Raw genomic sequence first — 12890 nt, 5'->3', positions numbered from 1 at the left:
GTACCCGGATCAGTCGGCGGACCTGCGGCGCAGGTCGCGCAGGACGACGCCGCCGCCGATGAGCAGCGCGACCAGCAGCGCCCCGATGCCGAGGACGTACGTCGCGGTGCGGCCGTCGCGGTCGGCCTGGGTCTCGCCGAGGCCGACCGGCCGGGGCACGATCGGGGCGGCGGCCAGTTGGACGGGGGCGTCCGGGGTGGCGGTGAACGGCGCGCTCTCGGGGGCCTTGGTGACGGCCCTGACCGGGTCGACCACGCCCCAGCCGATGAACTGGTTCGGATCGCGCTGGGTGCGCTGGGCGGTCTGCTCGATCCAGGCCCGCACCTGGGCCGGCTTCCAGTTCGGGTGGGCGCCGACCAGCAGCGCGACGAGCCCGGACACGTACGGGGCGGAGAAGCTGGTGCCGTTGTCGACGCACTGGCCGCCCCTGGGGACGGTGGAGAGCATGTCGACGCCGGGTGCGGCGACCTTCACGAAGGAGCCGTACTGGGAGAACGGGGCACGCTCGTTGTTGCGGTCGGAGGCGCCGACGGCGAGCACGGTCGGGAACGCGCCGGGGTAGGTGTCGCCCTCCTTGCCGTCGTTGCCGGTGGAGGCGACCACCACGACGCCGCTGTCCTCGGCGGCCTGGACGGCGGCCTTCAGCTCCTGGTACCCGCCGAAGCCGGCGGCGCCGGCGCCGCGGACGTCCTGGGAGATGTTGATGACCTTGGCCTTGGCCCTGACCGCCTCGTTGACGGCCTGGACCAGGGTGGAGACGTCGCCGTTGCCGTCGCTGTCGTTCTGGCGGATCGACAGGATGGCGGCGTCGGGGGCGAGCCCGACGAAGCCCGTCCGGTCGTAGCGGCGGGCGGCGATGATGCCGGCCACCTTGGTGCCGTGGCCGACCGGGTCCTCCTTGGAGCTGCCCGGGACCTTCTCCTTGGTCTCCCGGTTGACCACCAGGTTGGAGCCCTCCAGGACCTTGCCGGCCAGCTGCGGGTTCTGGTCGTCCACGCCGGTGTCGATGACCGCGACGGTCACCCCCGCGCCGGTGGTCCGACCGCCCTGCCACAGCTCGTCCAGCAGCAGGCGCTGCAGCGACCACGGCACGGTCGGCACGTCGGGCGCGTTCTTCGGGCAGTCGCCCGCGGCGGCCAGCCCGGGTCCGCTGTCCGCGCGCGCCGGGGCGGCGAGCGGGCCGCCCAGCACGGCGAGCGCGGCCAGTGCCGCGGCCGCCTTCCGGTACCCGCGTCCGGACACCCTGCCACCCCTCATGTCGTCCACCCGTGCCGCGCGCCGAAGGGCGGGTGCCCGGAGTCCGAGCACCCGCCCCCTCACGTTCCCGCTGGGGAACGCGTGGTCAGTTGTTCCCCCACAGCTTGGCGTTGTTGTTCTCGGTCGTCTTGTAGCTCTGCGCGGCGCTGTCCAGCGAGGAGGCGATCTGCGTGCAGACCTTCTGCAGGTCGGCGGCGCGCGCGTCCCACTGGGTCTGGTGGGCCTGGTAGCCCTGCTGGGCCGCGCCCTGCCAGCTGGACGCGATGCGGTTGACGTCGCCCTTGAGGTCGTTCAGCAGGTGGTCGATGCGACCGGCCGAGGCGCGCACTTCCTCGGCCGCGTGGTGGACGGTCTCGAAGTTGACGAGGATGTGGTCGGACACGATGTCTCCCTTGACGAGGATGCGGAGCACCCCGCGCTCAGCCGCGGGCGCCCCACCGAGCGGAAGGTCGGAACAGAACGGTGATCAGCGCGGTGCGGCTGATCAGCCCTGGGCGTTGGAGAACAGCGCCTTCTGCTCTTCTTCGGTGCTCGCGTAGTGCTTGGTGGTCAGCTCGATCGCGTGCTGGATCGCGGTCAGCGACTCCTTCAGCTTCGCGATGTCGGTGTTGACCTGGTCCTGCAAGGCCTTGTAGGCGCTCGCCGCCTGGCCCTGCCAGCCGCCGGTGATGCCATCGACCGTGCTGATGAGCTTCTGCCGCTCAGCCTCGATCTTCCCGATCGCGTCCTCGATCCGCTTGGCGAAAGCCAGCATCTCCTGAGCGGTCATCGTGAACTGACCCTGAGCCATGCTCCACCATCCCCCATGAGACAGACATTGCGTGTACGGAGGGCAGCGCGGCCCGACCGTCCCATCACCCTAGTGATGTCCAGGAGCACTGTAGTCGGCACACGCAGCTCGCCCAACACCGAACTCGACGCAGTTACCAGACCATGACACGTAGGCCAAGTCCGTTGCCTGGCTTGGCCGATCAGGCGTTCTGCGGCTGGGCGGCGCTCTTCGCGGTCAGCGGCGGGCCGGCCGGGACGAGGTCCGACCACTCGTGCGGCACCGGGAGCGGCTGGAGCTCCTTGTAGCCCAACCGGGCCTGGTTGGCGCCCGATTCGTCCTGCGGCGGCTGCTGGTCCGGCGCGGTGGCGCCCGGCTGCGGGGTGGGCGTCTTCGGGGCGCCGCCCTGGCCGGGCTGCCCGCCCTGGCCCGGCTGCGCGCCGGGCGGCGTGGTGGCGCCGCGGCCGCCGTCGCCGTTGGCCGGCACCGAGTAGCGCAGACCGGTCTCGGTGATCAGGAAGTCGGTGCCGGAGCCGCCCGCCGCGTTGTCCAGCGCGCGGTAGAAGAGGCCGTGCCCGGGCGTCACGTACGCGGCACCCGCGCCGTTGTTGTACGGCGCCGGGTAGGACGTCCCAGCCCAGACGCTGCGCCGGGGCGTGCGGCCGTCCTCGGCGACGCCGTCGAAGGTGCTGCACACGACCAGGCGCGCGTCCTGCCGGTCCTGCCAGTTGTTGGCCGGCGCACCGGACTTCAGCGGCCAGTCGTCCCCGGTGCTCGGCAGCCGGGCGTCGTTGCCCAGCTTGGCGTGGTCGGCCGGGGTCATCTCGTCGCTGCGCGGCCGCTTGTCGCCGTCGTACTTGTAGAGGTCCTGGTAGTCCGGGTTCTGCCGGATCAGCTCCGCCTGGAACGGCGTCACCAGGTAGAGCCGGTCCTTGCCGACCACGTAGTGGCGGTCCTGGTAGTGCACCAGCCGGCCGATCCGGCGGTCGGCCTGGTTGCCCAGCTCCACCGAGGAGTTGGGGCTCGGGCTGTCCGCCACCCCGTCGACCTTCGGGAAGGTGATCGGGCTGCCGGTCACCAGGGTGTCCAGCCACTCGCGCTTGACGCGCTGCGGCACCGCGTTGGGCCCGAAGACCGCGGTGATCAGCGACTTGCGCTCCTTGTCGTCCGCCTGCGGCGAGCCGATGCCGTGCTTGCGGCCCTGCGCGTCGACCAGGAACACCTTCGCGTCACCCGGCCTGGCCGCGGGCTGGCCCGGCGTCGGCTGCGCGGAGACCTGCTGCTCGTCCGCCTGCTGCACCAGCAGCAGCTGGTCCTGGCCGAGCATCCGGTCCTTGGCCGCCAGCGCCGCCGCGTCCGGGCCGGCCGCCACGAACACCGCCTGGTTGACGGTCTCCTGCTTGTCGTCCGAGCCCGGGCGGTCGCAGACCGACCACTTCATCGGCTTGTCCGCGTTGTCCCTCGTCGGCAGCTTGTCCGGCGCGTACGGGATGCCGATCGTCGGGCCGTGGTTGGGGTAGCTGTCGAGCACCCCGTCGTCGACCACCACCACCTTGGCCTCGGCCGGCAGCACCAGCCGCGCCGAGGACATGTTGAGCACCTGGTGCAGCCGCCTGGTCCGGCCGTCCGGGTCGGTCAGCACCACGTACCGGGTGGTCGACTTCTTGCCCTGGACGACGTTCTTGCCGTCGTCCCAGTGCAGCGGCGCGCTCGGCTTGAACACCCCCCACAACCCGAACCCGGCGACGATCACCGCCCCGGCCAGCACACTCGGCAGCACCGCCTTCACCGGGCGCGGCGCGTCCTCGTCGCTGCCGCCGCCACCGGGCAGCAGGAACGCCCCCACCGTGCGCTTGCGGGCGAAGGTGTACGCGTTCAGCTCGTCCCGGCGCGATGCCATCCTCGTCGTCCCCCTCGTCAGACATTGTCGGACCGCCCTGCACCGCCCCCCGCACCCGCCGGGCGGGAACCCGTACGAACCCTCTACGATGCGGCAGCAGACGGTGAGTACGGTACGGGTACGGTCCGCGCACCGGCCAGCCGGGCCGCGGCAACTGATCAGAGAGGGTCACCCGGGGGATGCCAAGCCAGACCGCTCCAGGACGCCGCGGACCGGCAACGGGCGGGAGGTCGCGCCGCTCCGGCCGGGCGCAGCACGGCGGCCCCGCCCCCGAGACCACGCCCGGGCAGCCGCTGCCGCCCGCCGACGGGAGCAGCGGCCGTGACGAAGGCGGTCGCGGGCCCGTCCTGCTCCGGATCAACCCCCGGCCCGGGCTGCTCGGCGGCCGGCTGAGGCTCCAACAGCTCGTCCTGGTCGAGGTCGCGGCCGCGCTGGTCGCGGTGGGCTGGACGATCAGCCGACCGGTCGCCGCCGGCTTCGGCGCGGTCGCGCTGGTCCTGGTGGTGCTCGCCGTGATCCCGCTGCGCGGCCGGACCATCCCCGAACTGCTACGGGTGCGCGCCGCCCTCAAGTCCCGCCGCCGGCAGGCCCGCAGCACGCTGCCGCCGGCCGGCACCGACCCGGCGCTGGCCCCCGCCCTGGAACTCGAACCGGCACTGCGCACCTGCACCCACGCCACCGAGGCCGACCTGGGCGGCCGCCCCGTCCGCCGGGAGACCGGCATGGTCGGCGACGGCACCTTCCTCAGCTCGGTGCTGCTCGTCCAGGCCAAGGACCAGCCGCTGCGCCCGGTGCGCACCGCGCTGCCGCTGCCCCTGGACGTGATCTGCTCGGCGCTCCAGGTCGACGACATCACCCTGGAGTCGGTGCAGCTCGTCCAGCACACCCAGCCGGCCCCGGCCCCGCACCTGCCCGAACAGTCGCTGGCCGCCCGCGCCTACCGGGAACTGCCGGACGGCACCGCCACCCCCGGGCTGCGGCTGACCTGGGTGGCGCTCAAGCTCGACCCGGAGCGCGCCGCGGCCGCCGTCCGGGCCCGCGGCGGCGGCGAGGAGGGCGCCCGCAAGGCACTGCAACGGGTGACCGACCAGCTGGCCGGGCGGCTCAACAGCGCCGGGTTCAACGCGACCGTGCTGGACGAGCGCGAGCTGATCGCCGCGCTGGCCATCTCCACCTGCGCCAACCCGCTCGCGGTGGCCGGGCGCCAGGGCACCGGCAGCGGCGGCGGCACCACCCGCCGCACCCAGGAGGGCAGCCGGTTCTGGCGGATCGACGACCGCTGGCACAGCACCTACTGGATCTCCCGCTGGCCGCAGCTCAGCCGCCCCGGCGGATCGCCCGGCCGGATCGCCGCACCCGACCTGGTCAACCTGGTCACCGGCTCCCCCGCGCTGGCCAGCACCTTCAGCCTGACCGCCGGGCGCGGCACCGGCGGCTCGGTGACCGTCAGCGGGCACCTGCGGGTGACCGGGCGCAGCGAGAGCGAGGTGACGCAGGTCGGCCGCCAGGTGGAGGCGCGGGCGCAGGGCGCCGGGCTCGGCCTGGTCCGGCTCGACCTGGAGCAGGCCCCCGGGGTGCTCGCCACCCTGCCGCTGGGAGGAGCGTCCTGATGGCGTACCAGACCTATCCGGCCCCCGGCCCGCAGCACGGCTCCGAACAGCCCCGGGCGCGGTCCCGGATCCTGCCCGGCTTCGGGCTGCGCGGCCCGCGCCGGGAGAAGCACGTGCTGGACGCCGCGGACCTCGGGGCGCTGGCCTTCCCGGTCGGCGACGACGGCGTGGTGATCGGCGCCGACCCGCAGGGGCTGCCCGCGGTGCTCGGCCTGTTCCGACCCAGCGCGTACGACCTGGTGCTGGTCGGCGGCGTGTGGACGGCGCAGGTCATCGCGCTGCGGGCGGCCGCGATCGGCGCCCGGGTCGCGGTGGAGACCGCGCGCGGGCAGCTGTGGGGCCCGCTGGCGCAGGCCGCGGGCGGCGGGCAGCCGTGCGTGACGGTCCACCAGGTCGGCCGACTCGGCCCGCAGGGCGCCTCGGTGGCCTCGCCGGTCCTGGTGGTGCGCGACCTCGGCGCCCGCCCGCCGCGCAGCCGGCTCTCCGCCGCGCCCTGGCAGACCACCCTGACCCTGCTGCCGTACCTGGGCCCGCACGCGGCCCGGGTGCTCAACGCGGCCGACCTGGTGGGTGTGCAGCGGGTCTCCCCGCAGGAGGCGGAGCTGACCGGCCGGGTGCTGTCGCTCCCGCCGGAGGACGTCGCCGCGCTGCCCACCCTCGGCGACGACCTCACGCTGTGGGCCACCCGGATGCGGCGCCAGTACGTGCGGGCCGTGGCCGGGCAGGCCGAGCAGCAGGTTCTCGGCGGTCCGCGCCGGATGGACTGAGCGGCGGCGCCGGGCCCGGGGGGCCGCTCCGGATCCGACGCCGCCTTCAACGGGGGTTGCCGCACGGCCTAGTCTTTGATGCGGCAACGGCACCGCTGAACAAGCGGCGGCGAACACGAGGGAGCCCTAGTGAGCAGCGATCGGGACGGCGTCTACGTCGGCGACAACGCGGCAGAGGACGACGACGACTGGTCCGACGCGCCCGACTACACTCCCCCGTCCTGGTACGTGCAGACGGACGCCTCGGCGGCCCCAGCCCCGGCCCCGGCCCCGGCAGTTCAGGCTCCGACGGCGGTGCAGGCTCCGGCAGTTCAGGCTCCGGCCCCGGCGGTGCAGGCTCCGCAGGCCACCGCTCCGGCGCCGGTGCCCGCTCAGGCTCCGGCCCCGACGCCGGCTCAGGCGCCCGTACCCGCCCAGCCCGTGCCGCCCGCACAGCCCGTCCAGGCCGAGGCGCAGCACGTCCCGTTCCCGGCGTCCGCCCCTGCCCAGGCCCCCGTCCCCGCTCCTGCCCCTGCCCCTGCGTTCGAGCAGCCACAGGCCGTCGCCCCGGGCTGGCCGGCGCAGCCGCAGCCCGCCCCGCAACCGCCGTACCCGGCCCCGGTCTCGGCCCCGCCGCCGGCGCAGCCCGCCCAGCCGGTCCCGCCGCAGACGTACCCGCAGCCGTACCCGCAGCCGCCCGCGCAGCACCTGCCCCCGCAGCAGCCACTGCCGGCGCACGACCCGCAGGCCGCCGCCGCGTGGGCCGCCCAGCAGGGCGCCGCCCAGCCGCAGCCCGCACAGCCGCAGCAGCCGACCCCGCAGCCCGCGCCGGTGGATCCGCGTCAGGGCGGCTGGCCGCAGCCCCCCGCCTACCCGCAGTCGGCCCAGCCCCAGCCGCACGACTACCGGCCGTTGCTGCCGGGCGCGCCGCACGAGCAGTCCGGCGGGGTGCAGCCGTGGCCGCCGCAGGGCGCCGTCGCGCCGCCGCCGGTCGCGTTCCCGCACTCCGCCGCCCCGCAGCCGCCCGTGGCGCACGGCGCGCCACTCGGCTACACCGCCGCGGTCGAGCTGTCCTCGGACCGGCTGCTGCGCAGCCAGCCCAAGCAGCAGCGCCAGCAGCCGCGGTTCCAGTTCGGCGGCAAGGCGGCGGCCGCCGAGAAGTCGCGCAAGCTGGAGATCATCCGCACCCCGGTGCTGAGCTGCTACCGGATCGCCGTGATCAGCCTCAAGGGCGGGGTCGGCAAGACCACGACCACCACCGCGCTCGGCGCGACCCTGGCCAGCGAGCGCCAGGACAAGGTGATCGCGATCGACGCCAACCCGGACGCCGGCACCCTGGGCCGCCGGGTCAAGCGCCAGACCGGCGCGACCATCCGCGACCTGGTGACGGCCATCCCGCACCTGCGCAGCTACATGGACATCCGTCAGTTCACCTCGCAGGACCTCAACTCGGGCCTGGAGATCCTGGCGAACGACGTCGACCCGGCGGTCTCGACCACGTTCAACGACTCGGACTACCGCCAGGTCATCGACGTGCTGGGCCGCCAGTACCCGATCATCCTGACCGACTCCGGCACCGGCCTGCTGTACAGCGCGATGCGCGGGGTGCTGGACCTCGCCGACCAGCTGATCATCGTCTCCACCCCCAGCGTGGACGGCGCCTCCAGCGCCTCGACCACCCTGGACTGGCTCTCCGCGCACGGCTACGCGGACCTGGTGCAGCGCAGCATCACGGTGGTCTCCGGGGTGCGCGAGACCAGCAAGCTGATCAAGGTCGAGGACATCGTCGCGCACTTCCAGACCCGCTGCCGCGGGGTGATCGTGGTGCCGTTCGACGAGAGCCTGGCGGCCGGCGCCGAGGTCAACCTCGACATGATGCGGCCCAAGGTCCGCGAGGCCTACTTCGAGCTGGCCACCCTGGTCGGCGAGGACATCGTCCGGGCCCAGCAGGCCGCCGCCCAGCAGTCCGGGTGGCAGCAGCAGGTGCAGGCCACGCCGTACCCGCCGCAGCCACAGCCATATCCGGGTCAGGCGGGTCAGGCGGGTCAGGCCGGCCAGGCCGCTCAGCCCGCCCCCGGGGCGCCGTGGGCGCCGCAGCCCGGCCAGGCCCCGCCGCCACCACCCGGCTACGGCTACCCGCAGCAGCCGCCCGCCCCCACGGCCTGGCCGCAGCCGGGCGCCCAGCAGCAGCCGGCCCCGCAGCCGGGCCCGGGTTACGGCTACCCGCCCGCCCAGGGCCAGCCGCCGCAGCCCGCCCCGCCCGCCTCGCCATCCCAGCCGTCCCCGCCGTCCCCGCCGGACGGCTACCAGCCGCCGCCCGGCTACGGCCACCCGCCGCAGCCCCCGCAGTGACGCCGAAGGGCCCGCCGACCAGGTCGGCGGGCCCTTCCCCGTGCTGCGGCAGTGCTCAGACGCCGTCGGTCAGCTCGCGGGCCTGCTTGACGTCGTCGGCCATCCGGTCGAGCAGCGCGTCGATGGAGTCGAACTTCTCCATCCCGCGCAGGTAGGCCAGGAAGTCCACGGCCACGTGCAGCCCGTACAGGTCCAGGCCGACCCGGTCGATGGCGTACGCCTCGACGGTGCGGGCGGTGCCGTCGAAGGTCGGGTTGGTGCCGACCGAGATGGCGGCGGGCATGCGCTCGCCGTCGGCGGTCAGCCAGCCCGCGTACACGCCGTCGGCCGGGATCGCGCTGTGCGGCACGGTCTCGACGTTGGCGGTCGGGTAGCCGAGCTCACGGCCGCGCTGCGCGCCGCGCACCACCACGCCCTCGACCCGGTGCGGGCGGCCCAGCACCTCGCCGGCGCCGGCCATGTCCCCGGTCGCGACCAGCCGCCGGGTCAGGGTGGAGGAGAACGGCTCGCCGGACCCGGCGGCGCCGCTCACCTGGAGGTCGACCACCTCGACGTCGAAGCCGGCCGAGCGGCCCAGCTCGGTGAGCAGCGCGACGTCCCCGGCGGCCCGGTGCCCGAAGCGGAAGTTGGGGCCCTCGATGACGGCCCGGGCGTGCAGGGCGTCGACCAGGACCTGCTGGACGAAGGTCTCCGGCGACTCCTGGGACAGCTCCGGGGTGAACGGCAGCACCAGCACCGCGTCCACGCCGAGGCCCGCGATCAGCTCGGCGCGGCGCGCCTGCGGGGCGAGCAGCGGCGGGTGGCTGCCCGGGCGGATGACCTCGCGCGGGTGCGGGTCGAAGGTCACCACCACCGCGGGGAGGCCGAGTTCGCGGGCCCGCTCGACCGCCCGACCGATGATCAGCTGATGCCCGCGGTGCACCCCGTCGAACGAGCCGATGGTGACGACGCTGCGTCCCCAGTCAGCGGGGATCTCCTCCAGGCCACGCCAGCGCTGCACCCTGACCGCTCCTTGTTCCGTACGGCGCGTACCCTCTGTACGCTCAAACGCTCAAACCCGAACCCCTATAGCGTGCCATGCGCCTGCTCCTGCTCCGGCACCGGAATGCGGGTTGGGCGCACCGGCGGGTGCGCGGCCCGCCCGGGCACGGTCCGCTCCGCCTCGGCGGCCGCGTACTGCGGGTCGCGGCCGGCCGCCGCCAGGGCCCGCATCCGGGCCAGCCGGGGCCCGTCCGGCGCGGTCGGGGCGGCGTCCCGCGGCCACTGGGCGAGCAGCTGCGCGAACGCCGCCGAGCGGCCGGCCCAGCGCACCAGCAGTTCGTCCGCGGCCGGCAGGCCGGGCGTCGCCCGGGCCAGCACCGCGCGGGCCCGGGCCGGATTCTCGGCCGCGCAGTGCTCGGCCAGCCGCTCCACGGCCGCGGTCAGCACCGCCGGGTCGGTCTCGATGGCGAGCAGGGTGTCCAGCAGTTCACAGCGCAGCGCGTCCGCCGCCGGGTCGGCCACCGGGACGGACAGCACCTGGGCGAACGGCCGCCGCACGCCCGCCGCCCGGGCGGCCAGCGCGCCGCCGAGCAGTACCCGCAGCTCCAGCCGGGCGGCCGGGCCGCCGGTCGCGGCGCGCTCCAGGCGGCGGCCCAGGTAGTCGACGGCGACCGGGCCGGCCAGCGCCGGGTGCTCGCGCAGCAGCCGGGCGGCGAGTTCGGCGCCCCGCCGGGTGGCCACCGGGGTGCGGGCGTCGGCGAGCATCCGCAGGGTCTCGGCGGCGGCCGCGCCGGGGGCCGCCAGCCGGTCGGCGAGCGCGGCCAGGACGGGTTCCGGGTCGCTCTCCAGGGCGGGGGCCAGCGCCCTGGGGGTGAGGAAGGCGTCGCCGCCCGCCCGGTGCAGGGCCAGCGCGGCGGGGAGGTGCTCGGCCCTGGTCGCCGGGTCGCCGACCAGCAGGGCGAGGGCGGCGCCGTGCAGGCCCGGTTCGTCCTCGCGGGCGAGCAGGGTCAGCGCGGTGAACCGCAGCAGTCCGGCGGCGGCGCCGACGGCGTGCGGGGCGGCGTGCAGGGCGTGCACAGCGGCGGCGACGTGCCGCTCGGGCCGCCCGTCGTGGCTCCAGCGGTCCACCGCCCGGCAGAGCGCGGAGGGTTCCTCGGTGGCGAGCACGGTGAGCAGCGCGTCCGCCCTCGGGTGCGCGGCGTCGGCCAGAGCGTCGGCCAACTCGTCCAGGGCGAGCCGGCGGTGGGCGTGCAGCAGGTCGTGGGCGAGGTCGGCGACGGTGTGCCCGGGGCGGCCGGGCAGGCCGCGCGGATCGTCGAACCAGGCGCAGAGCAGCGGGAACACCGCGACGGGGTCGGCGCGCAGCCGCTCGGCCACCGCGCCGAGGAACGGCTGCCCTGGCCCGTCGGCGGCCACCAGGCGGCGCAGCAGGGCGAGTTCGGCCTCGGCGGGCAGGCCGAGGCCGGTCCAGAACGCCGGGCCGAACGCGCCGAGCCCGTCCGCCGGGAGCGCGTCCAACCCGCCTTCGGCGACCGCCCGTTCGGCGATCCGCCCGGCCAACTGGTCGAGCAGCGCCCGGTGTTCGGCCGGATCGGGGCTGGCGGCCAGCCCGGCGGTGAGCAGCCGGCCCGCCCACCAGGCCGGTTCGCTGCCGGGCGGGCGCAGGTCCAGGGCGCGCCAGAGCCGGTGCAGCCACGGGTCCAGGGCGGGTGCGCCCCAGGTCTCGGCCAGCCGGCGCAGCGCGGCGGCGACCGGGCCGATCCGGTGCCGGGGGACGCCGCGCGGGGGGCCTGCCGCGGACGCGTCCGCCAGCCCGTTCGCGGGCGAGGACGGCGTGTCCGCAGCCTCGCCGAGCAGCAGCCGCAGCGCGGCGTCCAGGTCCAGGTGCAGGCCCTGCAGCCAGTCCGCGAACTCCCCGTGCGCGAAGCGGAATCCGGGCCCGGCCGGGACGAAAAGGCCCTCGGCGAGGACGGCCGTGGCCCAGCCGCCGGCCGCCGGGAACAGCTCCTCGAAGACGGCCCGGCCCAGCCCGCCGGGCCCGGCGCCGAGCATCCGCCGGGCCGCCTCGTGCACCCGTCCGGCCACTGCGGCCGCCAGCCGCCGCACCCGCCCGTGGGAGGGCCCGGCCGGGCGGGCGGAACTCCGGCGGTGGGCGCCCGGGCGGCGCTGCCGCCCGTCCTCGGCCAGCCGCCGGGCCACCCGCAGGCAGCGCAGGTCCAGGTAGGCGGCGAACAGTTCGCCCCGGCGGCCCGGCTCCCCGCGCAGGCCCTCCGCCCACAGCTCGCCGGCCAGCCGGACGGCCAGCGGGTGCCGCGCGTCGGCGTCGGCCGGCCAGCCCGGCGGCAGCCCGTAGCGGCGGCGCACCCGCTCGGCCGCCTCGGCGGGGAGCGGGCCGAGCCGGTGCCCGGCGAGGCTGGGTGCGCCCGGGCCGCCGCCGTCCATCCGGACGGTGGGGGCGCTGGCCAGGTCGCCGTCCGGCTCCGGCGGGTCCGGGTACCGGGCGGGGCCGGGGCCACTGCCCCACTTCTCGGCCGCCAGCCGCACCCAGGCCTCCTCGCCGCAGGCGGTCAGCAGCCGCGCCCCGCAGCCGGTCAGCCAGTCCCCCGCGCCGCGCAGCCAGCGCGGGTCCAGCGGCGCCGGGGCCTCCTCGGGGCCGTCCAGGACCACCAGCAGCGGCCGCCCGGCCGCCGCGCACAGCGCCGCCACCGGTTCCGGCGCGGGCGCCGGGGTGCCCAGCTCGGCCGCGACGGCGGCCAGGGCCCGTTCCACCGGGGCGGCGAGCGAGCGGTCCTCGGCGCGCAGGTCGGCGCCGCGCAGCCAGAGGGTGGGCAGCGGCCGGGCGCCGCCGGCGCGGCGGGCGGCGAGGGCGGCGAGTTCGGTGGAGCGCCCGCTGCCGGGGGCGCCGACCAGCGCGGTGACGGTGGCCTGCGGCTCGTCCCCGGCCAGTCCGTCGGGCCGGTCGACCCGGTCGGCGGCGAGCCCGGCGACCCGGTCCGGGCCGGCCCCCGCAGCGGCCAGCTGGGCGGCGGTCAGCCGCAGCACGCCGGCCAGGTTGAGCGCGGGCCCGTAGCCGGGCACGGCCGCGCCGTTGCGCGCCAGCAGTTCGGCCAGCGCCGGGGCGACCGCGACCGCGCCGCCGCCGGCCGGCACCGCCGGGAGCGCGCCGCCCGGGGTGGGCGCCCCCCGCCCCGGGCCCCCCCCCGGGGCCCCGCCGCCCCCGCGGGGGGGGCCCCCCCCCGGGGCGGGCCGCGCCCCGCGGGCCGCGGGCCCCCGCG

9 protein-coding genes are annotated in these 12890 nt (G+C 76.6%); 3 read left to right on the top strand and 6 right to left on the bottom strand.

The genetic code is table 11. The features are described 5' to 3' along the window. Window positions 1-9 precede the first annotated feature (9 nt). From mycP to ACFV61_RS19080, 4 genes are all read right to left on the bottom strand, one after another. Window positions 10-1242 carry a type VII secretion-associated serine protease mycosin gene (gene mycP, locus ACFV61_RS19095; protein ID WP_244293356.1) on the bottom strand — a complete coding sequence of 411 codons (1233 nt, stop codon included), beginning with the start codon at window positions 1240-1242 and terminating at the stop codon, window positions 10-12. A 100-nt stretch (window positions 1243-1342) separates the two neighbouring features. Next, a complete protein-coding gene (locus ACFV61_RS19090) occupies window positions 1343-1639 on the bottom strand; it encodes a WXG100 family type VII secretion target (protein ID WP_063351107.1) in 297 nt (98 codons plus the stop codon). Between the two features lie 102 nt (window positions 1640-1741). Next, the gene (locus tag ACFV61_RS19085) at window positions 1742-2047 is read right to left on the bottom strand and encodes a WXG100 family type VII secretion target (RefSeq protein WP_063347614.1); all 306 of its coding nucleotides are present in this window, start codon (window positions 2045-2047) and stop codon (window positions 1742-1744) included. 181 nt (window positions 2048-2228) lie between these two features. After that, window positions 2229-3926, bottom strand: coding sequence for a type VII secretion protein EccB (locus tag ACFV61_RS19080; protein ID WP_380492804.1), 1698 nt, complete (start codon window positions 3924-3926; stop codon window positions 2229-2231). A 179-nt stretch (window positions 3927-4105) separates the two neighbouring features. Here ACFV61_RS19080 and eccE point away from each other — a divergent pair, with 179 nt between their 5' ends. From eccE to ACFV61_RS19065, 3 genes are all read left to right on the top strand, one after another. Next, window positions 4106-5536 carry a type VII secretion protein EccE gene (gene eccE, locus ACFV61_RS19075; protein ID WP_380492802.1) on the top strand — a complete coding sequence of 477 codons (1431 nt, stop codon included), beginning with the start codon at window positions 4106-4108 and terminating at the stop codon, window positions 5534-5536. After that, window positions 5536-6303: a hypothetical protein gene (locus ACFV61_RS19070; RefSeq protein WP_380492801.1), complete on the top strand. Its 768-nt coding sequence runs from the start codon at window positions 5536-5538 to the stop codon at window positions 6301-6303. The genes eccE and ACFV61_RS19070 overlap by 1 nt, the downstream gene beginning before the upstream one ends. A 129-nt stretch (window positions 6304-6432) precedes the next feature. Further along, entirely contained in the window at window positions 6433-8634 is a 2202-nt protein-coding gene (locus ACFV61_RS19065) for a MinD/ParA family protein (protein WP_380492799.1), read from the top strand. Between the two features lie 55 nt (window positions 8635-8689). Here ACFV61_RS19065 and ACFV61_RS19060 read toward each other — a convergent pair whose 3' ends face one another. Together ACFV61_RS19060 and ACFV61_RS19055 are read right to left on the bottom strand one after the other, a co-directional pair. Further along, on the bottom strand, window positions 8690-9634 hold the full coding sequence (locus ACFV61_RS19060) for a bifunctional riboflavin kinase/FAD synthetase (RefSeq protein WP_063347618.1): 945 nt from the start codon (window positions 9632-9634) through the stop codon (window positions 8690-8692). A gap of 65 nt (window positions 9635-9699) precedes the next feature. Beyond that, on the bottom strand, window positions 9700-12765 hold the full coding sequence (locus tag ACFV61_RS19055; protein ID WP_380492797.1) for a serine protease: 3066 nt from the start codon (window positions 12763-12765) through the stop codon (window positions 9700-9702). Window positions 12766-12890 lie beyond the last annotated feature (125 nt).

This window comes from Kitasatospora sp. NPDC059817 (assembly GCF_042731835.1).
In the GTDB taxonomy this organism is placed as follows: Bacteria; Actinomycetota; Actinomycetes; order Streptomycetales; family Streptomycetaceae; genus Kitasatospora.
Note: the sequence above shows the minus strand (reverse complement) of the source record. Positions and strands in the feature narration are given on the sequence as shown.